We start from the raw sequence: 23,515 nt of genomic DNA on the forward strand, positions 1-23,515 counted from the left end.
TTGCAATCCATTAGATATCCATCTCTTGACAGAAAAAGAAAAAGAATAAACGTTGAGTTTATTCTTTCTCCTTTTATATACCGATATACTGTGCACAGTGCACAGTGATGTTCCAAGGAGGAAGGTACAGTTCCTTTCATTACCTCCCTGCGGCTTGCTTGGGGGATTGGAATTCTATTCCTTCGCCTTAAATTCACCTTTTGCATCGTCCACGACTGATTGGATGGTGCAGGAAAGCTGATTCTGTCCGATTTCTTTTTGATTCCATGATAAGTGAATAAGAAACTCGATGTTACCTTCTCCGCCAGTAATCGGAGAAAAGGAAAGGTCCCTCACATCATAGCCCTCTCGGACGGCCAATTGGACAATTTTTTCTATAACAGCATGGTGGACTTTAGGGTCTTTGACGATTCCCTTTTTTCCAACCTGCTCTTTTCCTGCCTCAAATTGCGGTTTGATTAACGCAATGACATCACTGCCCGGGATAAGAAGGGTTTTCAAAACAGGCAAGATAAGTGACAAAGAAATGAAAGAAACGTCGATAGTGGCAAAGTCAGGCATGCCTGCTGAAAGATCTTCCGGTTTTACATATCGGAAGTTGGTTCTTTCCATGACAACGACTCTTTCATCCTGTCTCAATTTCCAGGCAAGCTGATTATAGCCGACATCAAGGGCATAAGACATTTTTGCGCCATTTTGAAGGGCACAATCTGTAAATCCGCCAGTGGAAGAACCGATATCGATCATCGTTTTTCCCTCTACATTTAAATCAAAGTGTTTCAATGCCTTCTCCAGCTTCAGCCCGCCTCTGCTGACATAAGGAAGAACCTTCCCCTTTATTGTAAGGGGGATATCTTCATTCACTTTTTCTCCAGGTTTATCCAGCCTGGATTCCTTGCTGTATACCAAACCCGCCATAACGGCTCTTTTTGCTTTTTCTCTTGTTTCGGCCATTCCCCGTTCAACGAGGAGTACGTCTAATCGTTGTTTTTTTACTTTCATTTTCAAGCCCTTTTTTGTTTTTTTGGTGTCATAGAATGAACACGGTCCACTACATTTTCTGTTGTCATGCCAATTTCTTTTAACAGCTCATTTACACTGCCATGTTCAATAAATTGGTCAGGTATCCCGATACGTTCAATGCTGGCTTCTTTAAATCCTTGATCATGAGCGAATTCCAGCACTGCACTTCCAAATCCGCCTTGCAGGACCGCCTCTTCGATCGTCAAAATCGGCATATCATTCTTCATAATGGCAGAGAGCATTTCCTCATCCAGAGGCTTGATGAACCTCGCATTCACAACCTTCACGGAAACCCCTTGTTTCTCAAGCTGCTCTGCAGCCTCTAAAGCCATCGGAATGGTTGTGCCAAATGTTAATATAGCGGTATCATCACCTTCCCTCAACACTTCCCACTCCCCGATAGGAATGGTTTTCAGCTCCTTGTCCATTTTCACGCCGAGACCATTGCCTCGCGGGAACCTCAAAGCAATCGGTCCATCATCATATTGAATGGCTGTATTGACGAGATGCTGGCCCTCATTTTCATCTTTAGGCATCATCAGCACCATATTCGGCAAGTGGCGCATGAAGGCTATATCGAATACACCTTGATGAGTTTCACCATCTGCCCCTACCAGTCCCGCCCGGTCGATACCGATGAAGACGTTCAGGTTTTGACGGCATATATCATGAAGAACCTGGTCATAGGCTCTCTGAAGAAAGGTTGAGTATATAGCCAGGAACGGTTTCATTCCTTGAGTAGCAAGTCCCGCAGACACTGTAGCTGCATGCTGTTCGGCAATCCCCACATCAAACATGCGGTCAGGGAATTCGCTTGCGAATCCTTCCAGTTTTGAGCCGACCGGCATAGCCGGAGTAATGGCTACGATCCGTTCGTCTTCCCTTGCCAATCTTCTGACTGTTTCACTGATCAAGCCGCTCCAGGAAGGAGGTGCGTTTACCGGCTTGATTAAATCACCAGAATCCATTTTGTATGGGCCTGTCCCATGCCAGGTACCTGTTTTGTCAGCTTCGGCAGGGTGAAAGCCCTTCCCTTTTTTCGTGATGACATGCAAGATGACAGGGCCTTCCGTCTTTTTGGCATACTGGATGTTATCCATTAAATCATTATAATCATGGCCATCGATAGGCCCAAGGTAGGTGAAACCCATTTCTTCAAAGAACATTCCCGACACGAACAAATACTTCAGGCTGTCTTTAACCCTCTCCGCCGTAACCGCCAGCTTGCCTCCAACGGCAGGGATTTTTTTAAGGATATACTCAAGTTCATCCTTGACCCAGTGGTATTTGCCCGCGGTCCTCAGTCTTCCAAGCACATTGTGAAGGGCACCTACATTAGGCGCAATAGACATTTCATTGTCATTTAGTACGACAATCATATCCTTCTGTTCGTGGCCTATGTGATTCAATGCTTCAAGCGCCATACCGCCAGTCAAGGCTCCGTCACCGATTACCGGTACTATGAAGGAGTCCTCTTTCTTGACATCTCTTGCAATCGCCATTCCCATAGCAGCAGACAATGAGGTTGAACTATGTCCTGTTTCCCATACATCATGTTCACTTTCCACCATTTTCGGAAAGCCGCATAAGCCCTTATATTGGCGGAGGGTACCGAACTGCCCGGCCCGGCCCGTCAATATTTTGTGGACATAAGATTGATGGCCCACATCCCAAAGGATTTTGTCTTTGGGGCTGTCAAAACATTTATGAAGGGCAACTGTCAGTTCCACCACACCTAAGTTGGGACCGATATGTCCGCCTGTTTTTGATAAGGTTTCTATTAAAAATTTCCTGATATCCTTGCTCAATAGTTCAAGTTCTTGCTGAGATAATGATTTAAGAAAGGAAGGGTCTTTAATTGATAACAGATCCATCCAGTTCACCAACTTTCATACCTAAATGTTTTGTTTTAACTTTTCACGTTTTTTTCGTTGTTTATCTTTTTTATCTTTTATGATGGTAATGTGAAATTTATCCTCCACAAATTGTAACACTTTTCCTACTTGAAAGATAATATCCTTAGAGTACTGAATGGCCATTGTTTTTCCAATGGCTTTCCCCCCGACGGTCAAAGCCGCAAGGAAGCTTGTCAAAAATACATTTATCGCATACTCCATAGGAGAACCGTTGTTAATCTGCAGATCGATAGTCAGGCCAAGCAGCACGATCGCTGCGGCCGCCCCGCTTATAATACCGGAAATATCCCCGATTACATCGTTACAAAAACTGGCAAACCGGTCCGCATTACGGACAATGCGGATGGATGGCTTGGCTCCGTAGACCTTTTTGGCAGCCATTGCATGAAAGGGGGTTTCATCTGCAGCAGTTGCTGCTATTCCAAGCATATCAAAAAAGATACCTATGAAAACAATGATAAGCACAACTACGAGGCCGATCACCCAGGTAACTTCGTTCAGAATTAGTCTGGAAATGATTGAAAAAATTGCCGCTAACACAAACGTGATAACGGCAATGCTAAGACTCCATTTTATTGAATTTTTCAATACGTCCTTCATAAGGCAGATACACACCGTTTCTATATTAATAAACTATGTTAGGGAATTTACGCAAAATCATATGTAAAAGGATGGTCATACATTGAGTAAAAATTGCAGCTTAGGTCCAGTAGGTTTTCCCAATCAGGTACCGGATGTCGCCATACCGGCGGTTTCCCTTTAAACCCGACTTAACTGTGTCACCAGCAGTTAGACTGGATTACCACTTAGTCCGCACTATAATCCTCAATATATGTCTCAAATGGGAACAGTCTAGGAGTTTTCCTCAACAACCTTTAACCAGGTTCTTAGCCTCTTTTGCAAAGTGGATTTCATATGGGCGAAAAAGCACATATCAATGGCCAACTGATGTGTACCTTGTAACCATAATCCCCTCACACTTCACTCAAGGCAGGCTACGCTGCTAGCGGTTGTCACCGCATCGCAGGTCTATACTCCGTTCTATTGCTCATGCAATCGTGCCGGCCTAGAAACGGAACCTCCGCGGCGCAAGGGTCAACGCCCACATGCCATTGTGGATCGCCCTTGTGCCTTACTCCCAGCTTCGACCCAAGGCTGGGCGCCTCAAGCCGAAACCAGGAACTTCATCGATGTGCCCTTTAGTGGATTTTTAGGCCCACCTTCGGAACTGGTAGATCGACTAGAATACTGCACCATCCTTATTCAATTATCATCATTATAACACGAATTGGCCATTTTCTCAAATAGGCAGACTAGTGGTCTCTCGATGCAATCATATCAGCAATATCTACTAAAAGACCGTTATCAAGATCAGACGATGCAAGGGCCGACTTTCCTTTAATAAGATGGCTTTTCAGCTTTTCTTTAGCCCCGTCAAGAGTCAAAAGGGAAGGGTATGTGCTTTTGAATTTACTCTCATCGCTTCCCACTCTTTTCCCCATCTTATCCTCCCTGCCCTCGATATCAAGGATATCATCTTGGATCTGGAAGGCGAGACCGATATGATAGGCGTAGTCCTCTAGTGACCTTACCTGGCTTTCGGTTGCGTCTGCAAGAATGGCAGCTGCCATGACGCTGAAGGCCAGGAGTCTTCCTGTTTTATTCTTATGTATATATTGTAGCTCTTCAACTGTAAGGCTTTTATTCTCACCTTCCATGTCGGCAGCCTGTCCGCCCACCATGCCTTCCGGACCAGCTGATTTTGCTAACAAGGAAATAAGGCGTATGATTTTCTCAGGTGAGGCACCTTTGGTTCCGCACAGTACTTCAAAGCTGTAAGTGAGAAGTCCGTCACCCGCCAGAATAGCTGTCGCCTCGCCGTAAACTTTATGGTTGGTGGGTTTTCCCCTCCTGAGATCATCATTATCCATGCTTGGCAAATCATCATGTATCAAGGAATATGTATGAACCATTTCAAGGGCAGCAGCGGCTTCCAGCCCAAGCGCAGGGTCTTTCTTAAAAGCATGGAGAGTCGCAAATAAAAGAACCGGCCGAATCCTTTTTCCGCCTGCTTTTAAGGAATAGCTCATAGCCTCTTTGACTTGTTCAGGGGCTTGGAGTCCTGTCACCAGCTCATCCAGCCGGTTTTCTACCAGTTCTTTATATTTTTTTGTAAAACTCTCTAATGATACAGCACTCACGAATTCTCCTCCTCAGATAATGAGAATTCTTTTTCTCCTTCATCCGTCATTAACTTCGTCATTTGTTTTTCGGCGTGTTTAAGTGTATCGTGACAATACTTTGACAGCTCCACGCCTTTTTGATATTGCCGCAACGCTTCCTCGAGGGGTACCTCTCCTTCTTCCAAACGCTGGACAATGGTTTCCAGTCTTTCCATTGCTTCTTCAAATGACATCTTCTTTTCTTCAGCCATCAATTTTCACTCTCCTCTATTGAATCTATATGGCAATACAGCTTCCCGTCCTGAAGGTGAACCGTTACCTTTTCTCCTTCTTTTACAGCTTCTTTCGATTTAACAAGCTTTGAATCCTCGGAATATACAAGACTGTAACCTCTATCCATTATTTTCAGCGGGCTTAAGGCTTCTAGTGTGGAAATGGTCCTGCTGAAATCGTTTTGCTTCTGCCTTAATATCGTGGAGAAATTGGCTTGAAGCTGCTTAGCGGTACGCAGGTGCTGCTCATTTTTCTGTTCCCACAGCCTTCTGGGATGGACTCTCTTTAGGTTTGAATCCAAATGCCCGAGTTTTTCCCTTCCCGCCTGCATCCTTACACGCTGGTTTCTATTCAGTTTTTCTGTTAAATGGTCAACAGCCTCGATTTTCTGTTCATACAATCGGCGTGGATTTCTGAAGATAATGGAAGAAGTGACGCTTTTCAACCTTGCTCTTTCACTCTTCAGCCTGGTTTTCATCCCTCTGATGAGCATGATTTTTTGGTTTAGTACCCGTTCCAGGAGATCATCGATATGAGGAACGGCCAATTCAGCAGCGGCCGTCGGGGTCGGGGCCCTCATATCTGCTGCAAAGTCGGCAATCGTAAAATCGGTCTCATGCCCGACAGCAGAAATCACCGGCACTTCAGAGTTAGAAATAGCGAGTGCGACCCGTTCTTCATTGAAAGCCCACAGTTCTTCAATCGAACCGCCGCCTCTCCCGACAATCAGAACATCAATTTCTTCATTTTTATTCGCTTTTTTGATGGATTCAGCGATTGATTGTGCAGCCCTTTCCCCCTGAACTAAAGCGGGATAAACAACGATTTCTCCAATAGGATATCTGCGCTCGATGGTCGTGATGATGTCCCTGACAGCTGCACCTGTCGGCGAGGTAATCACACCGATTTTGCGGGGGAATTTTGGGATAGGCTTCTTTCTTGCTTCCGAGAATAATCCCTGCTTCTCAAGTTTTTCCTTTAACTGCTGGTAGGCCAGGAATAAGTCACCGATTCCATCCGGCTGCATCTCTTTTACATATATTTGATACTGTCCTCCTGCTTCATAGACAGAAATATCGCCCCTCAGCAGAACGTTCATCCCATTTTCAGGGTTGAATTTCATTGAAGCATTTGCGGAAGAAAACATGACAGCCAGTATCCTGGCCCGTTCATCCTTTAAAGTGAAATACATGTGGCCGCTTGAGTGGCGTTTGAAATTCGAAATTTCACCCTTCACATAAATTCCTGAAAGGTGAGGGTCTTTATCAAATTTCCTTTTGATATATTTTGTTAATGCCTGAATCGTCAGGTATTGGGAATTATCCATCATCCGTCTCCCCTCAGCCTATTTGTCCTCTTTTCAGAAGGCAGTATTTCGCATAAATTGCTGCTTTTGGATATCCCCGGATACTAAGAGTTTTCTCTTTTATCGAGGGAGCAGCTCTTTTATTTTTTCGGAAATAGTATTAAATAACAACAAAGTTTACGAAGAGCCTTTTAAAAACCAGTTAATCTTTCTGGACTTATCTTTTAAACCATTTCTTATTATGTAAGCTAACTTAACAAAAAGCTGCTTTCCGTTGTCTGGAATGCAGCCTTCTGGATAGTACTATTTTAACAAAAAATCGGGCTGAGTGTACCCAAAACGTACTCTCAGGTTAATTTTAACCGATTGCCCGCCGTGCAGATCTGACTGTATTGAACATAAGCATGGTAATAGTCATAGGTCCGACGCCGCCCGGAACCGGGGTGATATACCCTGCTGTTTCTTTGGCGGTGTCAAAATCAATATCTCCACACAGCCTGCCGTTCTCATCACGGTTCATTCCTACATCAATCACAACCGCACCTGATTTGATATCTTTTCCACTGATGAAATTTGGACGGCCTGCAGCTGATATCAGAATATCAGCACTTTTTGTATAGAAGGAAAGATTCTCCGTTTTTGAATGGCAATACGTTACGGTTGCATTCTCCCTGAGAAGCAGCTGACCAGCTGGCTTTCCGACAATGTTGCTCCGCCCCACTACAACTGCATGCTTTCCTGAGAGTGATATTCCCTCATATTGAAGCATTTTCATAATTCCATATGGAGTACAAGGAAGAAAGGAATCTTCACCTATCATCATTCTTCCTATATTAACAGGATGAAAGCCATCAACATCTTTGTCAGGAGAGATTTGCTCTATCACCTTCTCAGTCTGGATCCCTTCTGGAAGAGGCAGTTGAACCAGGATTCCATGAATGGTCTTATCCTCGTTGAGCTGGTGGACTTTTTCAAGCAGCTCATTCTCACTGACATCATCACCGTAGTCTATTAATACTGAATGAATCCCCATTTCCTGACAGGTTTTCCGCTTCATTCGAACGTAAGTCTGAGAAGCGGAGTCCTCCCCTACAAGGATGACAGCAAGCCCCGGAACTATATCATCTTCCCTAAGCTGTTGAACTTCCTTGGCAATGGATTCCCTGTAGTGCTGTGCAATTTTCTTTCCATCGATCAGTTTTGCGGGCATTATAATCCCCCTTGTTCACCTTGCTCTTCAATCATTGAATTGACTTTTGAGAGCACACCATTAATGAACTTTCCTGATTGGTCATCTCCGTATGACTTGGCAATCTCGATCGCTTCATTAATGACGACTTTATTTGGTACATCATTCACTTCCAATAATTCAAAAACGGCTACACGGAGGATGTTTCTATCCACTTTCGCCAGTCTGTCAAAAGACCACTTTTCAAGGTTTTCCCTGATCAATCCATCAATTTTTCCCTTATTATCTGTCGCCCCGTTCACAAGGCTGTCCAGATATTCATCAGAAGGGGCATCTTCATATATATTCAGTAATGCCTCTTCAGCCGTCATTCCGGACATATCCATTTGAAACAATGCTTGTAAAGCTTTTTCACGCGCTGTACGTCTTTTCATTCCTTTGTACTCCTTTTATTCTCATCAAATTTCGTCATATCAATGATAATAGCATAACCCAGTGTATGAAAGCACGCAAACACCAATAAATCCGCTATTCTGAAAATGAGCTCCTTGACATTTAACTAGAGATGCCTGGTAACTTTTTGCTTCTATATGGTTTCTTGTTTAAAATTATCACAATTGAGGATTTATTAAACTTCTCATCTTCCAGTTCACAAACAAAAACCAAAGGCTGCAGCCTTTGGTTTTTACCATTCAATCATTGATTTTCACCAGCTTATTCTTCTTCTGCCAGTTCCTGCTCTGTCTTCTGATTCTCAAACTGGACTCCAACAACGTGAATATTCACTTCGTCAGCTTCTAAAGCTGTCATATTAAGAAGTGCCTGTCTGATGTTGTCTTGAATCTTTTGAGCGGTATTCGGGATGGATACACCGAATTGCATGATGCAATAAACATCCACTTGGATGCCTTCCTCGGCAAGCTCGACTTTAACTCCCTTGCCATGGTTTTTCTTTCCAAGCCTTTCTACGACACCGCTGGCAAAGTTACCGCGCATTGACGCAACTCCTTCTACCTCTGAAGCAGCAATGCCGGCAATGACTTCGATTACTTCCGGTGCTATTTCAATCTTCCCTAAACCATCTTTACCATGTGACATTTGCAATAGGCTTTGGTTTTGGTTTTGATTTTCAGCCATGAATGTACACCTCCACTGATTTCGCCTGAATACTTATATTTTATTATATCACAGCTTTGACTAGGACTTCATTACCTCATGTATCTCCAAAAATTTCGTATTGAAATCACCGCTTACAAACGTCTCATGCTCCAATACTTTCAAATGGAACGGAATAGTGGTATGAACACCTTCAATGACGAACTCACTTAATGCCCTTTTCATCCTGGCGATAGCTTCTTCCCTTGTCGCACCATATGTGATCAGCTTCGCTATCATGGAATCATAATAAGGAGGGATCATGTAGCCGGGGTAGGCTGCAGAATCGACCCTTACACCCAATCCGCCGGGAGGAAGGTATAATTCAATTCTTCCGGCAGACGGCATGAAGTTTTTCTCAGGATTTTCAGCATTGATCCGGCATTCAATTGACCATCCATTGAATTCGATGGCTTCTTGTTTTAACTCCAATTGTTCCCCTGAAGCCACTTTGATCTGCTGCTTGATAAGATCGACCCCTGTTACTTGTTCCGTAACAGGATGCTCCACTTGAATACGTGTATTCATTTCCATGAAGTAAAACTTTTTGTTTCCATGGTCAAAAATGAATTCGACTGTACCCGCACCTGAATAGTCAACTGCCTGAGCGGCTTTCACCGCAGCCTCTCCCATCTCGCTCCTGATTTTTTCGTCCAGGGCAGGTGAAGGAGTTTCCTCAATCAGTTTCTGCAAGCGCCTTTGGATGGTGCAATCTCTTTCACCAAGGTGAATCACATTTCCAAAGTTGTCGCCAAGGACCTGAATTTCAACATGTCTGAAATCTTCAATGAACTTTTCAATATACACACCTGGATTGCCGAAAGCAGTCGCAGCTTCCTGCTGGGTAATATTAATGCCTTTAACCAGCTCTTGCTCTGTTTTGGCTACGCGGATTCCTTTCCCCCCGCCGCCAGCTGTTGCTTTAATAATAACAGGATATCCGATTTGTTCTGCCAATGAAACCGCTTCCTCTGCATCTTTTACGATTCCCTGTGAACCCGGTACAATCGGGACTCCTGCTTCTCTCATCGTCTCTCTTGCTACATCCTTCGTACCCATTTTGGAGATTGCCTCCGGTGATGGACCAACAAAGGTAATGTTGCATTCCCGGCATAACTCTGCAAAGTCCGCATTTTCTGCAAGGAATCCATATCCAGGATGGATGGCATCACAGTCAGTCAGCTTGGCTACACTGATGATGTTGGTGAAATTCAAATAACTGTCTTTGCTTGCAGTGGGCCCGATACAATAAGCTTCATCAGCTAACTGTACATGAAGCGCCTCTTTGTCAGCTTCGGAATAAACAGCCACGCTTTCTATCCCCATTTCGCGGCAGGCTCGAATGACACGTACAGCTATTTCTCCTCTATTTGCTATTAACAGCTTTTTTATCATAGAATGTTCGCTCCTTATTCAGGCTTAACCAAAAATAACGGCTGACCGTATTCAACCAATTGTCCGTCTTTCACTAATATTTCAACAATCTCACCTTTTACTTCCGCTTCAATTTCATTGAAAAGCTTCATCGCTTCCACAATGCACACAACTGAATCGTCCGTGACTTTGCTTCCTGCTTTGACATAAGCACCTGCATCAGGTGAAGGAGATTGATAGAAAGTTCCTACCATCGGAGAGACAATTTTATGAAGGTTCTCATCTGCTGCAGGAGCAGGGGCTTCTTCTTTAACCGGAGCTTCTGGTGCTTTAGGTGCTTGTGCAGGTGCTGCCGGAGTTGAAACTGCTTCTTCCGCTTTATGTACTTCGTTATTTTGAGTTGCTGCCTTTTCTTCCACATAGGTAACAGCCTTATTCTTTTTCATTTTAATTTTGCTGCCATCTAGTTCGTATGAAAACTCATCAATGCTTGATTGATCAACAAGTTTAATCAACTCGCGTAATTCTTGGATCTTTAACATAATGACACCCCTTAGAGTAATTAATCAAAATTAGGACTAGCTACTAATATCATACGATAAGACCTTGTAAGAATTCAATATGATAATACAACTAATCTTATTGAATCCTTGTTTTCTTAATAAAATGCCCTCTTGGATTTAACACATCTCATAAAAGAAGTTCAAGTCGCATTGAAAACAACATCTTTAAAAAGAGCATGCTATACCATCCCATACTTAGTCCTATTTCTATTGTAAGCTTCTTTTTCATATTTTCAAAGTCACAGGGAGGCATTCTTGTAAATATCTCCCTGCAATTCAAGGCTGGATCTTGTGCAGCCTCTTGATGGCTGTGCCTTTTTGAAGGGGAGCAAGATTCCTAAGCTACTTCTGAGGAGATCTTGAGTGCAAATAGGTTTTCTAGCTTTTCTGGTTAAGAAGTCGTTATAGAAGGTTTTTTATAAATGATTGCTTTCTTGGAATAATCCCAAGTTCCTTTTTTCCCTAAACAGTGGTGCTAGTTTTCGAAATTTATATGAGATAGCAAAATTTTACCAAAAGTGTCTTACTGAAAGGCTCTTTTCGTAAACTTTGTTGCTATTTGATACTAAATCCGAAAAAATAATCATATTAACAGGGGTAAAAACTGGTAACACCGAAAAGAAAAGAGCTGCTCTCCCTCGTTAAGAGATAAAACTCTTAGTATCCGGGGATATCCGAAAGCAACAATCTATGCGAAAACAGCCTACTGAAAAAATTTATGGAGCCAGGCCATCTACCTTTAGAGCAGGAGAATGGAAGTTATGGGAGAGCTTAATTATGCATAAAGATGGCTGGACATTGATATTACAAGATTTGTTTACTGAGGTACAATATTTAACTCTATTGGATTTATGATTCTATCTCTATCGAGGGATTGACGGGAGAGGAAGGGGGGCGGACTCATGCAGAACCAGCGGGCGACTTGTTTAAGCACTCCCCGTTTCTCGATTAGAGGAACAAGTTTCCCTTATTTCAGAATAACCTGAAAGTAGCTCAAATAGAGGAAAAAACTTCTCTTATTTGATTCATAAACCTTGAAAAATAGGTACTTTTACTTTTAGAAGAGAAGGACCTTCCTCTATTTAACGTAAGTTGAAAAGGAAATTTTTGATTAACGGTAAAATCTTCCGTTAATTTTTACCGCTAGTTACTCTGTTTAAAAAGAAGCCGCCGCCTCTGAAGGCGCCGGCTCTGGTCTTATTAGTTTGCTGGCTGGAATTGCACAGCCACTTTCTGCATCGGTCCGCCAAGTTCATCATTCACCAATCGGATGATTTTATTGGCATCCGCAGCAGAGTGTTCTTTCGCTTTAACAGTGATGCGGACTTGTTCCCCGTCTGCTCTTACCAATGCATCTTCAAAGCCCATAGATTTAATCAACGTTTCCAAGACAGTTTCAGTTTCGGCAAGTTCTTTAAGTTGATCCATTTGCTCAATTGCTTCATTCTTTTCATCGATTGACAGATCAGCCGACGCTACTTTTGTTTCCAATGCTTCTCTGCTCTTGGAGCGCTGATCAAGGAACTCCATACGCAGAGTTTCAAAAACTTCATCACCGGCAGCTTCTGTAACGATATCTACTTCACCTTCAGCAGCCGTTTCTTCATTGCCTGCAGAAGTTTCTTCACTTTGAGCCGGAGTTCCTTCTTCACTTGAGGCCATATCGGCTGCCTGCTGTGTCGGAGAAGTAATGTAATAAACTGATAGAACAATCACAAGGCTCAACATTGTCAATAACCATACCGTTTGCTTTTTCAATAACATATTTAATTTCCCCCTTAATTTTTAGGCATTACTGCTACACGGTGGCTGGGAACATCAAGCACCCTAGTCACAGATTCAATGATCCATTTTTTCACTTGTATATTATCAGCACCCTTGGCTACTACAAGAACGCCGCTGATTTTAGGTTTCTTGGTTTCCAGAATGACAGGAACTTCCGAGTCGCCATTCTTAATGATGACCAGCTTGTCATCCGAAGTTTTATCTTCGATGGATCGGTTGCCGCCTTCCCGGTCTGTTTCTTTCGTCAACTGCGTCTGGGATGAAGAATCCTTTTCATATACCTTCCGCTCTGTGGACTCGACATTGATGACAATGGTAGGATCACTCACTCCGGCAATTTCTTCAAGAGCTTCCCTCAGCTGGTTTTCGTACCGGTCTTCGTATTGTTCCATGACGGAATCCTTAGAGTCCTTTTTTCCAAAGGCCGGCACATCCTCTTCAGGTTGAGTACTAGTCTCCATCACCATTGATTTCTCCTGATCGCCGCCTCCCCACATATCACTGATGAGCATGATCGCGACCCCAAACAGAAGGACAATTAAGAAGTATTGGTACTTTCCCGGCTTCTTTCCGGGCTCTGCCTTCTCTTCTGATTCTTTTGAGAATAAATTTTTCAAGAATTGGAGCGGATCTCGATCAAATTTCATTTTTGGTTTCTGCACCTCCTTCAATCGTGATCACTAGTTTGTCTTCTGGTATATTCCATTTTTTTGAAAGCATGCTTTGGATTCCGTCACTGCTTTCGTCTTTTGAAACACTTTTGGAAGTATCAATTTCTACTGTTTTAATTGCTGTGACTGCTTCTTCTTTGGAGGTATCCAAGTGAATGGATACAGACAAGATGCTTTCCGGCAGGTTTTCGAGATCCTCCGCTTCCAGCTGGATATGCGTAACCGTTAAATCATATTGGTTCATCATCTCCTCTTCTACATCATTTTTCATTTGGACAGCCATCTGTTCTAAAATATATGCACGTTGTGAGGCTTGTATTTCTCTTTTCTTCATTTCTACTGAATTTTCTACTGCAGCCGTCTTGATTGATCCTTCCAAATTGATGGCACCAATGGTTTCTTCAAAATCAGCACTGAATAATTTCATCAGCGGAGTCAGGATTATGGTAATCAGAAGAAGTCCGGTGACAACCTTCGTGTATTTCTGCATATTGGAACTAGGGAGGAGCATATCGACCACACTAGCCAATAAGATAAATACAATGATATTGGTGATCCACTCTGTTAAAAAAGACATCTTCTCCCTCCTTACCTGACCATCAGAGTGATATTTCCTGCAGCAATCATGATGGTGATGCTGAGGAAAAACATAAACGAAACAATTGCCAGTGCCGCAAATACATAAATGACGCTCTTGCTGATCGTGTCCAGGCACGTGATGACCGGCCCTCCTCCTAAAGGCTGCAGTAAAGCCGCTGCAAGCTTATAGATCAAGGCAATCATCAGGATTTTTATTGCAGGGAAGGCGGCAATCATTAAGAGGATGGCCACCCCGGCGATTCCAACGGTGTTCTTCAACAGGACAGAGGCACTGATGGCAGTGTCGGCTGCATCTGTAAACATTCTTCCGATTACTGGTACGAAATTACCGGTTACAAACTTGGCTGTCCTGACAGTGATTCCATCTGTTACTGCTGCCGTGGCTCCTTGAACAGAAATGACACCAAGGAAAACAGTCATGAAAATCCCGAGAAGCCCAATGCTCCAGTTTCTCAAAAGGTTTGCCAGCTGAGTTACCTTATATTGCGGCGACAATGTACTGACGATGCTGAGTAATGCTGATAAAAACAACAGCGGAAGCACGATATTTTGTATAAGAAGGCCGCTTGTGTTCATCAGGAAAATGATCAGGGGATGGAAAAACGCTGCTGATATCAGACCACCCGAAGAAGCAATGAGCGCCAGCAGCAATGGAATAAGCGCTATAATGAAATTAGTCATCGTTCCGATCGCTTCTTTGGTGTAATCAATCGCGACATGAAAGCTGTTGAGGGCAATGATGATCAAGACCATAAAAACGATCGCATAGGCGACTTTACTGACATTGCCCCCTTCAAATGCATTTTGCAGTGATTGCAGGAACATACTGAAAATGGTCAGCAATATCAAGGTCCCGAGAAGCTTCCCATTCATGATCAACTCCTGGAACGCAAAATGGAGGATTCCGGAAAACCACGCTTTGAAAGAGAACTGCTTGTCCCCTTTGATAAAGTCGACCAGACTGCCTTTCTGGCTTTCTGGCAAAAAACCGCCATATTGGGTCATCACATCTTCCCAGTACACTTTCAATTCATCCATTTCCAGTCTTTCCAATTGCTCTTCCAATAACTTTTCTCCCATTGGAGTATTCTGTTCTGCGTCTTCTCCTTCAGCTGCAGCAGTGACTGTTCCAAGAATTAAAAAAAGTAGAGTACAACATATAATTTTTAATAACCGACGCATTTTTTCACCTCTGAAGGCAGTTCCTTCACCCTTAACTGGCAGGAATCATATTGATGATGGTTTCAATGATGACAGTCAGGATCGGCACCGCCATTGCTAAAATAAGTATTTTCCCTGCCAATTCCACCTTTGCCGCGAGCGCTCCCTGCCCAGCATCTTTTGTTATATGTGAAGCAAACTCCGCTATATAAGCAATTCCAATGATTTTCAAGATGGTTTCAACGTATATCATATTAACGTTCGCGTTTGCTGCCAGCTTCTCAATCATACGGATGATTTCGTAAATTTGATCGACCAGGAAGAGGAAGATGGCACAGCCTACGAAAACGACGAGCAGAAACGCAAAATTAGGCTTCTGTTCTTTAATGATCAAGGCGAGGAAAGTGGATACAAGTGCTATTCCCACTACTTGTATGATTTCAATGGCCCGTTCCCCCTCTCACCCTTGAAATAGAAATACTGATTTTATTTTTTGGAACAAGTCATCTACAACCGATGCCACCATGAATAAAATGTAAATAAAACCGAACAGCGTGACCCACTGGGCGTATTCCTTCTTTCCGACCTGATCCAGAATGGTATGAAGAAAAGCCACCACAATTCCAACTCCGGCAATTTTGAAAATCATATCTACGTCAATTCCCATCTTTTCTCCTCCTGATCCCTACAGCAATAAAATGATGAGAAGCAGGCCTGAAAGAAACCCTAAACTTTTCGTCATTTTTTCATATCTTTTTTGCTTATCCAGTGCTTCTGTTTCTTCTCTTTCCAAATGGGTCAGTGTCAATACAATATGCTTTTGCTGTGTTAACCGGTCATGTTTCCCCAGGCTCTCACCAAACTGACTGAGGATCTCATACTCCCTGGACTTGAATGCAGTCAACTTCCATACTTCCTTAAGACTGGCCTCCCAAGCTTCATGGACAGTGGTTTCCTGGGTGGTAATCTTTTCCGCAAACACTTCAAAAAACCAGGAAACCGGACGCTGAAGCTGCTTCGAGAGTTTGCGTGCAGCTTCATGAAGAGGAGTATGTCCATACATGATTTCCGCTTCCAGCGATTGCAGAGCTGACTTCAGTATCCTTAATTGCCTTGGCCTCTCACTCAGATATCTTGAAGCTTCAAATCCCGCCCAGGACGTCGAGAGGATAATAAACACAGCACCGATGATCTTGATCATTTATGTCACGCTCACTTTGCTCAAAAGCGAATATCCCGCTTGATTTTTGATATCCTTTATCTGGCCTGGATGGTCTCCTCTGGCCAATTCAATGTATCTGTCTATCACATTCATCTCCACAATTTCCTTAAGGTTCGGACGCTTGGAAATCTCCTCTAATGAATGGCCATGAGTTGTCATTATCAGGGATATACCAGCATTAACTGCTTCCAGGATGGCTTGGCCATCTTCCTGGCGTCCGATTTCATCCACCACTATGACATCAGGGCTCATCGATCGGATCAGCATCATCATCCCTTCTGCTTTAGGACAGGCATCGAGCACATCCACTCGCGGCCCAAATTGAAGCTGCGGCACCCCGTGTACACAACCAGCAATCTCAGAACGTTCATCCACGATTCCAACTTTACAGGGTCCAATATTTTTCTCTGAGAAGCCTGTGGAGACAATTCTTGCGATATCCCTCAGCATGGTCGTTTTCCCGCTCTGAGGAGCCCCGATAATCATGGTATGCTTCCATCCCCCGTCATACAGACAGGGAATCAATGGAGCAGCAATCCCGATGGCTTCCCTGGCTATCCGTATATTAAAAGAGGCAAGATGCCTGATCGCTTTCACTTTTCCCCCATCAAGGATCACTTTTCCGGCAAGTCCCACCCGGTGGCCGCCCTCTATCGTGATATAACCCCTTTTCAACTCTTCTTCCAATGTATAAAACGAATGGTTCGCCAGCTTGTTAATTAACTGCTCTCCATCTTTCCTGGTTACGACATAGGGAAGAAAATAAGGTATGCCCCTGGCTGTCACTTCCAGTGGACGGTCAATCCTTATTCTTATTTCTTCGATCAGCGGCTGAATATGGGATGGCATGCCAATGATTTTTTCTGCGATAATGGATGGAACAATTGATAGGACCTCTTCCATATTCCCTCCTCCTTATTTTGCTGTAAGTACAATTCTGAAATTTGTAGTACATGCCTTTTGTTATTAAAATGTATTCGGAGATCAGGAGATTATGCCTTAATAATTGTTTAGAAACCAAAAGAAACTGGGCTTCGGCGCTTTAGAGCGCGGATAGGGACAGCCCCTTTTTCATGCTTTATAGCAGTAGAATATTACATAAAAAAGCGCAATTCCCCCTTTAAGGGCAAAGAGAAAATATGCCTCCACAGCTGGAGAGCGCGGATTCCCACTTAGACATATATGAAGAGGGAGATACTTCGGTCTGGAGAGAGATGTTACCACTGAGATGTGTATGAAGTCTGGGTTACTTCGGTCAGGAACGATGGATTCACATTGAGATCTGTAGGAAGTTGGGCTGCTTCGGTCTGGAGAGAGGGATTTTTACTGAGATGTGTAGGACGTTCGGGCTGTCTCGGTATGGAGAGAGGCATTTTCACTGAGATGTGTATGAGGTTGTGACTGCTTCGGTCTGGAGAGAGTCGTTTTCGTTGAGATATGTATGATGCGAGGGCTCTTTCGGTTGGGAAAGAGGCATTTTCGCTGAGATGTGTATGAAGTTGGGGCTCCTTCGGTTGGGAGGGAGGGATTTTTACTGAGATGTGTAGGACGTTCGGGCCGCTTCGGCGTGGACCATTGAAATTTCACTGAGATGTGTACGAAGTTGGAACCACTTCGGTCTGGAGAGAGGCGTTTTCGTTGAGATATGTAGGAGGCGGGGGCTCTTTCGGTTGGGAGAGAGGCATTTTCGCTGAGATGTGTATGAAGTCTGGGTTACTTCGGTCAGGAACAGTGGATTCACATTGAGATCTGTAGGAAGCTCGGACGGCTTCGGCGTGGACCATTGAAATTTCACTAAGATATGTACGAAGTTGGAACCACTTCGGTCTGGAGAGAGTCGTTTTCGTTGAGATATGTATGAGGCGGGGGCTCTTTCGGTTGGGAGAGAGGCATTTTCGTCGAGATGTGTAGGAAGTTGGGGCTCCTTCGGTTGGGAGGGAGGCATTTTCACTGAGATGTGTACGAAGTTGGAACCACTTCGGTCTGGAGAGAGGCGTTTTCGTTGAGATATGTAGGAGGCGGGGGCTCTTTCGGTTGGGAGAGAGGCATTTTCGCTGAGATGTGTATGATGTTAGGACTGCTTCGGTCAGGAGAGAGGCATTTCCCCTGATATGTGTAGGACGTTCGGGCTGTCTCGGTATGGAGAGATGCATTTTCACTGAGATGTGTATAAAGTTGGGGCTCCTTCGGTCAGGCGAGAGGGATTTTCACTGAGATGTGTAGGACGTTCGGGCGGTTTCGGGCTGGAGAAATTGATTTTCGTTGAGATTTGCTTGAGGAGAGGCTGCATTTGGTGTGGCAAGCCTTCATTAAGACAGGTATAAGAGCTGTTACTTCGGTTGTGAGGCCTGTGTTTTCCTTTAAGTTATGAGGATATGAGGGGCTGATTCCTCGCAGTAAGGACGGACCTTCTGGTGCTGAAGGCGGCTCCCTAAAACTTGCTTAATTAACAATCCAGGAACGGCATACTTTCTTATCTACAAAAAAAGCTGGATGGCTAAGCCCTCCAGCTTTTTGGTCAATCGGTATTACCCGCGGGAAACGTATGAACCGTCCGTTGTATTGATGATAAGAGTGTCTCCTTCATTGACGAAGAAAGGTACGTTTACAGTCAAGCCTGTTTCTACGGTTGCCGGCTTGGATCCTCCTGTAGCCGTATCTCCTTTGATGCCCGGCTCTGTCTCCGTCACAGTCAATGAAACTGTGTTCGGCAGCTCGACACCTAGTGTCTCACCCTGATACATCATGATTTGAACTTCCATGTTTTCTTTCAAGAATTTCAATTCATATTCAATTGCCGAAGCAGTCAATTCGATTTGCTCATAAGAATCTGTATCCATAAACACGTGCATATCTCCATTTGCATAAAGATATTGCATTCTGCGGTTGTCAATTTGTGCCTTCGCTACTTTTTCTCCTGCACGGAATGTTTTTTCCTGGATCGCACCATTGCGAAGGTTTCTTAATTTAGATCGTACAAATGCCGCTCCTTTACCCGGCTTAACGTGCTGGAAGTCCATTACGCGCCAAATTCCGTTATCTACTTCGATTGTAAGACCTGTACGAAAATCATTTACTGAAATCATGAGTGTTCCTCCTAATATTTGAATAGCCGAAGAATGACTATTTACTGCATGTTCATTATGCCATATTGTTTTCTTGCGGCAAAGATTTTAATTAAAGAATGATCAAATCTTTCGTTGAATGTGTTAATGTTTCATTGCCATTTTCGGTGATGACCGTATCATCCTCGATACGCACACCGCCCACACCTTGAACATAGATTCCCGGCTCAACAGTTACAATCATGCCAGGCTTCAATACTGTTTCAGAGAGGTGGGAAAGTCCTGGTCCTTCATGAACTTCAAGGCCGATCCCGTGACCAAGTGAGTGGCCGAAATTTTCACCGTAGCCTTTTTCTTTAATATAATCCCTTGCGATGGCATCTGCCTCCGCACCGGTCATGCCAGGTTTGATTCCATCCATGGCTTTCAGCTGTGATTGAAGAACGACATCATAGATTTCTTTCAGCTTATCTGAAGGCTCTCCAACAGAAATCGTTCTTGTCATGTCTGAACAGTAACCTTTGTAGTATGCGCCGTAATCCAATGTGATGAAGTCTCCTTTTTCAATGACTTTATCGCTGGCAACACCATGAGGAAGCGCAGAACGCAGACCTGAAGCCACGATGATATCAAAAGAAGATGAAGCCGCTCCTGCTTTTCTCATGAAGAATTCGAGCTCATTGGATACTTCAAGTTCCGTTTTCCCTGGAGCAATGAAATCAAGGATATGTTTGAATGCAGCATCTGCGATATCAGCAGCGTCCTTGATGATTGCCATTTCTGCTTCCGTTTTGACCAAACGGATATCTTCAATCAAGCCGCTTACAGGCACAAGCTCAGCTCCAACCTTGCTGCGGTAGCTTTCAAAAGCAGAATAGGTAAGATAATTCTTTTCAAATCCGAGTTTCTTTATGCCAAGTTTCTCTGCCTGTGCTGCCACTTCGTTAGGAATCGGTCCTTTGTGCTGGACGATTTCAAAACCCTGCGCCTGTTCAGCGGCCTGTTCTGTATAGCGGAAGTCCGTGATGAATACCGCGCTGTCGGCCGTAATAAGCGCCACACCTGATGAACCAGTAAATCCAGTCATATAACGGCGGTTGTATGTACTTGTAATCAGTATACCATCAATATTGTTTTCAGAAAATTTCTCTCTTAATTTATTAATTTTACTCAACCTCTTCATCTCCCTTATGTTTTTATAAGAGCCTGCAGGGCCAGTTCATATCCAAGCAGACCCATACCGACAATCTGGCCGGCCGTCACTTCTGCAAGAACAGATTTGTGCCTGAAGGTTTCCCGTTTATGAACATTTGAAATATGAACTTCGATCACAGGGACATCTATTCCGGCTATGGCATCTCTTATTGCATAACTGTAATGAGTGAAGGCCCCGGGATTGAATATGATACCGGTAAACCCTGAATCTTCAGCCATATGGATGAAATCAATGAGTACCCCTTCATGATTCGATTGTTCCGCTGTCAGTTCATATCCGGCCGCCAAGGCAGCTTTCTTCATATTGCCTACAAGCTCCCCAAGCGTGGTGGTTCCATAAATTTCTGGTTCCCTTTTCCCTAAACGGTTCAGATTGGGACCATTTAGCAGAAGAATTTTATCCATATGTATTCACCCATAAAAATAGAATGTTCAACATGAACATTCTAACACAAACTAATTGACAAACCTACTACAATGTCTGAACTCCTAATGACTTGCCACATCTTCTTTTTCGTGTTGATGGCGGAGTTCATTCTCTTCATAAGAAATAGAATAACCGATGAATACACCATATAGGATATAAATGCAAGCTGCCGTAATAAGCGTGTTATAATCGGTATCTGTCAACCCTTTCATGCTCGGGAACAGAGGGTTCAATACCAAAAACACAACCAGCATCAGGGCTATGCCGTACCCCGCCCCCACCCACATGGATGTAAGTTTTCGTAAAGCAGCATAGTATACCAGCGCTGCACCAATTGAAATCAGGCCATATGCCAATATGGAAATGACGATTCCAAGCCAGCTGTCTTTCCAATCGCCAGCAGCCCATGGCTCCAAAATGATATTAGGTTCGATTTCAGTAAAGGAGAACATGTAGCAGATGTAAGAAATCAGACTCCACAGTATCCCTCCGGCGAATCCGGTCGTGACCACCATTCCTATAAATGATAATGGTTTCTCCTGCTTATTCTGTTCCAGCTTCTTGTCACTTGATGGTTCTTGTTCTCTTGCAGACATATAAACACCTCCATTGGGTAGTATGTCCATTTCCTTAAAAGTCTTTCATTAATACCGATATTAAGGAAATAGAGTAAATTTCAAGTTCAAAATTCTTTATGCCTGCTGGACTTTGAAGAAATAAGCAAGCACTATCTGATGTGTGGAAACTAAATATTTCATCTGTATCAAACCTGCATTTCTTCATTTTTTCTACTATAGAATAGACTTTTTTCTATAAAATATTATTTTTAACAGTAAACTCCTCCTTTATCTTTTCACTGAAGTTCTTTACATTAATGTAACCATCGTTCAGAGAAAAGAATTTCTGGAAAACAAATCAGAATTACGGTTAAAAAGGACAGAAATAGTCTAAAATATAGATAAAGGACTACTGCGCTTATATCCAATTCCAAAGGAGGTGACCTTCTTGAGTGCTCGTACGCTAATTGCAGGGGCTATTATTCTATTTGCATCAATCGGGTTGGTTTCCATGCTCATAGCAGATCCACTTGCACTTCTTCAAAGAATACTCATTTTTGCAGCGATTGCCGGAATCATTTATTTTGTTTTCCGGAAAGTGATGATGGGCGGGGGAAGCAGTGGAAAAAATAAGGATCAAAAAGCTTTCCTGAAGGCAGCAAGACAATCTAAGAAACGGTATAATCATAAGAAAACAGCTGCACCTGTCAAAGCAAGTGCTCCAAACCCATTCCGCAAAAAGTCCCACCGAAAAAAATCGCAGGCTAACCTTACAGTAATTGAAGGTAAAAAAAATAGAAAAAATCGAGCCTCTCTCTAAGCTCGATTTTTTTATTTATATAGATTATCATATTAAGTCGAACGGCTCGTAAATTAAAATAGCTCAAGTGGGTACACAATAGTTAACGCCAATCAACTAAGGAGTGTTCCCAAATGAGCTATACCCATATCGTACCACAGGAACGTGTATTAATTGAAAGTTATTGCCTGGAAAAGAAATCGCTGTCTTACATTGCCTCACAGTTGAAAAGAAGCAAGAGCACCATTAACTACGAGCTAAAACGCTGTAAGCCTTATAATGCCCTGCAGGCTCAGCTCGACTACGATGCCAAGCGGNATCATATTAAGTCGAACGGCTCGTAAATTAAAATAGCTCAAGTGGGTACACAATAGTTAACGCCAATCAACTAAGGAGTGTTCCCAAATGAGCTATACCCATATCGTACCACAGGAACGTGTATTAATTGAAAGTTATTGCCTGGAAAAGAAATCGCTGTCTTACATTGCCTCACAGTTGAAAAGAAGCAAGAGCACCATTAACTACGAGCTAAAACGCTGTAAGCCTTATAATGCCCTGCAGGCTCAGCTCGACTACGATGCCAAGCGGGAAAACTGTSGCTCTAGACGCACGGTCGATCAAAAAGATGTCGACTATATCTTRTCCAAACTCAAGCTGGGCTGGTCGCCGGAAAGCATTGTAGGCAGGTATAGGAAAATGCATAAGAAAYCTTTTCCTATCAGTGTATCAAGCATTTACCGGTACGCTGCCCTCGGGCTGTTTAAGCTGTCCCAAAAGCTTCTGATTCGAAAAGGGCGGAAGTTGAAAAACAACATGACGGAAACGCGAGGCAAGATGCCCCGTCTTAAAAAGATTCATGCTCGTAGTGCGCCCCGAAGTCAAGTCGGGCATTGGGAAGTCGATACAGTCATCGGCAAGTCACACAAAAGTCAGATTCTCACGTTGACCGAGCGTACCAGCCGGTTTGAGATTATCTATAAGCTGGCGGCGAAAACGGCGAGTGAAACTGCACAGTCCATCATCCATGTGTT

General features: G+C 43.5%; 26 protein-coding genes. 3 read left to right on the plus strand and 23 right to left on the minus strand.

All coding sequences use genetic code 11. The features are described 5' to 3' along the window. Window positions 1-174: 174 nt before the first annotated feature. From FZC78_RS06220 to FZC78_RS06330, 23 genes are all read right to left on the minus strand, one after another. Window positions 175-1,002, minus strand: a complete 828-nt coding sequence (locus tag FZC78_RS06220; RefSeq protein ID WP_148938749.1) for a TlyA family RNA methyltransferase — start codon at window positions 1,000-1,002, stop codon at window positions 175-177. Between the two features lie 2 nt (window positions 1,003-1,004). Further along, a complete protein-coding gene (gene dxs, locus FZC78_RS06225; protein WP_148938750.1) occupies window positions 1,005-2,897 on the minus strand; it encodes a 1-deoxy-D-xylulose-5-phosphate synthase in 1,893 nt (630 codons plus the stop codon). 21 nt (window positions 2,898-2,918) lie between these two features. Further along, window positions 2,919-3,539 (minus strand): hypothetical protein, encoded by a 621-nt coding sequence (locus FZC78_RS06230; RefSeq protein WP_148938751.1) that lies wholly within the window; start codon window positions 3,537-3,539, stop codon window positions 2,919-2,921. A 713-nt stretch (window positions 3,540-4,252) separates the two neighbouring features. Then, a complete protein-coding gene (locus FZC78_RS06235; RefSeq protein WP_148938752.1) occupies window positions 4,253-5,140 on the minus strand; it encodes a polyprenyl synthetase family protein in 888 nt (295 codons plus the stop codon). Continuing rightward, window positions 5,137-5,373, minus strand: a complete 237-nt coding sequence (xseB, locus tag FZC78_RS06240) for an exodeoxyribonuclease VII small subunit (protein WP_148938834.1) — start codon at window positions 5,371-5,373, stop codon at window positions 5,137-5,139. Before xseB ends, FZC78_RS06235 begins: the two co-directional genes overlap by 4 nt. Next, the gene (gene xseA / locus FZC78_RS06245) at window positions 5,373-6,722 is read right to left on the minus strand and encodes an exodeoxyribonuclease VII large subunit (protein ID WP_148938833.1); all 1,350 of its coding nucleotides are present in this window, start codon (window positions 6,720-6,722) and stop codon (window positions 5,373-5,375) included. Before xseA ends, xseB begins: the two co-directional genes overlap by 1 nt. A gap of 337 nt (window positions 6,723-7,059) precedes the next feature. Beyond that, window positions 7,060-7,911, minus strand: coding sequence for a bifunctional methylenetetrahydrofolate dehydrogenase/methenyltetrahydrofolate cyclohydrolase FolD (gene folD / locus FZC78_RS06250; protein WP_148938753.1), 852 nt, complete (start codon window positions 7,909-7,911; stop codon window positions 7,060-7,062). Beyond that, on the minus strand, window positions 7,911-8,324 hold the full coding sequence (gene nusB / locus FZC78_RS06255) for a transcription antitermination factor NusB (protein ID WP_148938754.1): 414 nt from the start codon (window positions 8,322-8,324) through the stop codon (window positions 7,911-7,913). Before nusB ends, folD begins: the two co-directional genes overlap by 1 nt. A 280-nt stretch (window positions 8,325-8,604) precedes the next feature. Then, window positions 8,605-9,027 (minus strand): Asp23/Gls24 family envelope stress response protein, encoded by a 423-nt coding sequence (locus FZC78_RS06260; protein ID WP_148938755.1) that lies wholly within the window; start codon window positions 9,025-9,027, stop codon window positions 8,605-8,607. A gap of 60 nt (window positions 9,028-9,087) precedes the next feature. Further along, window positions 9,088-10,440, minus strand: coding sequence for an acetyl-CoA carboxylase biotin carboxylase subunit (gene accC, locus FZC78_RS06265; RefSeq protein WP_148938756.1), 1,353 nt, complete (start codon window positions 10,438-10,440; stop codon window positions 9,088-9,090). Between the two features lie 14 nt (window positions 10,441-10,454). Next, the gene (accB, locus tag FZC78_RS06270; RefSeq protein ID WP_148938757.1) at window positions 10,455-10,961 is read right to left on the minus strand and encodes an acetyl-CoA carboxylase biotin carboxyl carrier protein; all 507 of its coding nucleotides are present in this window, start codon (window positions 10,959-10,961) and stop codon (window positions 10,455-10,457) included. Between the two features lie 1,221 nt (window positions 10,962-12,182). Next, the gene (locus FZC78_RS06275) at window positions 12,183-12,746 is read right to left on the minus strand and encodes a SpoIIIAH-like family protein (protein WP_148938758.1); all 564 of its coding nucleotides are present in this window, start codon (window positions 12,744-12,746) and stop codon (window positions 12,183-12,185) included. Window positions 12,747-12,760: 14 nt separating this feature from the next. Then, entirely contained in the window at window positions 12,761-13,414 is a 654-nt protein-coding gene (gene spoIIIAG, locus FZC78_RS06280) for a stage III sporulation protein AG (protein ID WP_148938759.1), read from the minus strand. Beyond that, on the minus strand, window positions 13,404-14,015 hold the full coding sequence (spoIIIAF, locus tag FZC78_RS06285) for a stage III sporulation protein AF (protein WP_148938760.1): 612 nt from the start codon (window positions 14,013-14,015) through the stop codon (window positions 13,404-13,406). Before spoIIIAF ends, spoIIIAG begins: the two co-directional genes overlap by 11 nt. An 11-nt stretch (window positions 14,016-14,026) precedes the next feature. Further along, window positions 14,027-15,220, minus strand: a complete 1,194-nt coding sequence (gene spoIIIAE / locus FZC78_RS06290; protein ID WP_148938761.1) for a stage III sporulation protein AE — start codon at window positions 15,218-15,220, stop codon at window positions 14,027-14,029. Window positions 15,221-15,251: 31 nt separating this feature from the next. After that, a complete protein-coding gene (gene spoIIIAD / locus FZC78_RS06295; protein ID WP_187442673.1) occupies window positions 15,252-15,644 on the minus strand; it encodes a stage III sporulation protein AD in 393 nt (130 codons plus the stop codon). Window positions 15,645-15,659: 15 nt separating this feature from the next. Continuing rightward, window positions 15,660-15,866: a stage III sporulation protein AC gene (spoIIIAC, locus tag FZC78_RS06300; protein ID WP_113930880.1), complete on the minus strand. Its 207-nt coding sequence runs from the start codon at window positions 15,864-15,866 to the stop codon at window positions 15,660-15,662. An 18-nt stretch (window positions 15,867-15,884) separates the two neighbouring features. Beyond that, entirely contained in the window at window positions 15,885-16,400 is a 516-nt protein-coding gene (gene spoIIIAB, locus FZC78_RS06305) for a stage III sporulation protein SpoIIIAB (protein ID WP_148938763.1), read from the minus strand. Next, the gene (spoIIIAA, locus tag FZC78_RS06310; RefSeq protein ID WP_148938764.1) at window positions 16,401-17,324 is read right to left on the minus strand and encodes a stage III sporulation protein AA; all 924 of its coding nucleotides are present in this window, start codon (window positions 17,322-17,324) and stop codon (window positions 16,401-16,403) included. It abuts the gene before it with no gap. 1,625 nt (window positions 17,325-18,949) lie between these two features. Further along, window positions 18,950-19,507, minus strand: a complete 558-nt coding sequence (efp, locus tag FZC78_RS06315) for an elongation factor P (RefSeq protein WP_148938765.1) — start codon at window positions 19,505-19,507, stop codon at window positions 18,950-18,952. A 91-nt stretch (window positions 19,508-19,598) separates the two neighbouring features. Next, a complete protein-coding gene (locus FZC78_RS06320) occupies window positions 19,599-20,660 on the minus strand; it encodes a M24 family metallopeptidase (protein ID WP_148938766.1) in 1,062 nt (353 codons plus the stop codon). A 14-nt stretch (window positions 20,661-20,674) separates the two neighbouring features. Continuing rightward, window positions 20,675-21,106, minus strand: coding sequence for a type II 3-dehydroquinate dehydratase (aroQ, locus tag FZC78_RS06325; RefSeq protein ID WP_148938767.1), 432 nt, complete (start codon window positions 21,104-21,106; stop codon window positions 20,675-20,677). An 84-nt stretch (window positions 21,107-21,190) separates the two neighbouring features. Next, window positions 21,191-21,724 carry a YqhR family membrane protein gene (locus tag FZC78_RS06330; protein ID WP_148938768.1) on the minus strand — a complete coding sequence of 178 codons (534 nt, stop codon included), beginning with the start codon at window positions 21,722-21,724 and terminating at the stop codon, window positions 21,191-21,193. Window positions 21,725-22,133: 409 nt separating this feature from the next. Here FZC78_RS06330 and FZC78_RS06335 point away from each other — a divergent pair, with 409 nt between their 5' ends. The 3 genes from FZC78_RS06335 to FZC78_RS06345 form a co-directional block, all read left to right on the plus strand. Beyond that, the gene (locus FZC78_RS06335; RefSeq protein WP_148938769.1) at window positions 22,134-22,505 is read left to right on the plus strand and encodes an SA1362 family protein; all 372 of its coding nucleotides are present in this window, start codon (window positions 22,134-22,136) and stop codon (window positions 22,503-22,505) included. Between the two features lie 113 nt (window positions 22,506-22,618). Next, entirely contained in the window at window positions 22,619-22,828 is a 210-nt protein-coding gene (locus FZC78_RS06340) for a helix-turn-helix domain-containing protein (protein WP_148938770.1), read from the plus strand. Window positions 22,829-22,889: 61 nt separating this feature from the next. Beyond that, on the plus strand, window positions 22,890-23,515 hold a 626-nt coding region (locus tag FZC78_RS06345; protein ID WP_148938771.1), incomplete at its 3' end, for an IS30 family transposase.

It is taken from the genome of Rossellomorea vietnamensis, assembly GCF_008180415.1.
GTDB classification, from domain to species: Bacteria; Bacillota; Bacilli; order Bacillales; family Bacillaceae_B; genus Rossellomorea; species Rossellomorea vietnamensis_C.

What these genes read in the sequence shown, in the direction of transcription:
- FZC78_RS06275 (WP_148938758.1), bottom strand. Translation starts at nt 12,746, where the DNA reads ATGTTATTGAAAAAGCAAACGGTATGGTTATTGACAATGTTGAGCCTT.
- FZC78_RS06330 (WP_148938768.1), bottom strand. Translation starts at nt 21,724, where the DNA reads ATGTCTGCAAGAGAACAAGAACCATCAAGTGACAAGAAGCTGGAACAG.
- xseA (WP_148938833.1), bottom strand. Translation starts at nt 6,722, where the DNA reads ATGGATAATTCCCAATACCTGACGATTCAGGCATTAACAAAATATATC.
- spoIIIAB (WP_148938763.1), bottom strand. Translation starts at nt 16,400, where the DNA reads ATGATCAAGATCATCGGTGCTGTGTTTATTATCCTCTCGACGTCCTGG.
- spoIIIAA (WP_148938764.1), bottom strand. Translation starts at nt 17,324, where the DNA reads ATGGAAGAGGTCCTATCAATTGTTCCATCCATTATCGCAGAAAAAATC.
- FZC78_RS06220 (WP_148938749.1), bottom strand. Translation starts at nt 1,002, where the DNA reads ATGAAAGTAAAAAAACAACGATTAGACGTACTCCTCGTTGAACGGGGA.
- spoIIIAG (WP_148938759.1), bottom strand. Translation starts at nt 13,414, where the DNA reads ATGAAATTTGATCGAGATCCGCTCCAATTCTTGAAAAATTTATTCTCA.
- efp (WP_148938765.1), bottom strand. Translation starts at nt 19,507, where the DNA reads ATGATTTCAGTAAATGATTTTCGTACAGGTCTTACAATCGAAGTAGAT.
- FZC78_RS06230 (WP_148938751.1), bottom strand. Translation starts at nt 3,539, where the DNA reads ATGAAGGACGTATTGAAAAATTCAATAAAATGGAGTCTTAGCATTGCC.
- spoIIIAC (WP_113930880.1), bottom strand. Translation starts at nt 15,866, where the DNA reads ATGGGAATTGACGTAGATATGATTTTCAAAATTGCCGGAGTTGGAATT.
- folD (WP_148938753.1), bottom strand. Translation starts at nt 7,911, where the DNA reads ATGCCCGCAAAACTGATCGATGGAAAGAAAATTGCACAGCACTACAGG.
- accC (WP_148938756.1), bottom strand. Translation starts at nt 10,440, where the DNA reads ATGATAAAAAAGCTGTTAATAGCAAATAGAGGAGAAATAGCTGTACGT.
- spoIIIAE (WP_148938761.1), bottom strand. Translation starts at nt 15,220, where the DNA reads ATGCGTCGGTTATTAAAAATTATATGTTGTACTCTACTTTTTTTAATT.
- nusB (WP_148938754.1), bottom strand. Translation starts at nt 8,324, where the DNA reads ATGAAAAGACGTACAGCGCGTGAAAAAGCTTTACAAGCATTGTTTCAA.
- dxs (WP_148938750.1), bottom strand. Translation starts at nt 2,897, where the DNA reads ATGGATCTGTTATCAATTAAAGACCCTTCCTTTCTTAAATCATTATCT.
- accB (WP_148938757.1), bottom strand. Translation starts at nt 10,961, where the DNA reads ATGTTAAAGATCCAAGAATTACGCGAGTTGATTAAACTTGTTGATCAA.
- FZC78_RS06260 (WP_148938755.1), bottom strand. Translation starts at nt 9,027, where the DNA reads ATGGCTGAAAATCAAAACCAAAACCAAAGCCTATTGCAAATGTCACAT.
- aroQ (WP_148938767.1), bottom strand. Translation starts at nt 21,106, where the DNA reads ATGGATAAAATTCTTCTGCTAAATGGTCCCAATCTGAACCGTTTAGGG.
- spoIIIAF (WP_148938760.1), bottom strand. Translation starts at nt 14,015, where the DNA reads ATGTCTTTTTTAACAGAGTGGATCACCAATATCATTGTATTTATCTTA.
- xseB (WP_148938834.1), bottom strand. Translation starts at nt 5,373, where the DNA reads ATGGCTGAAGAAAAGAAGATGTCATTTGAAGAAGCAATGGAAAGACTG.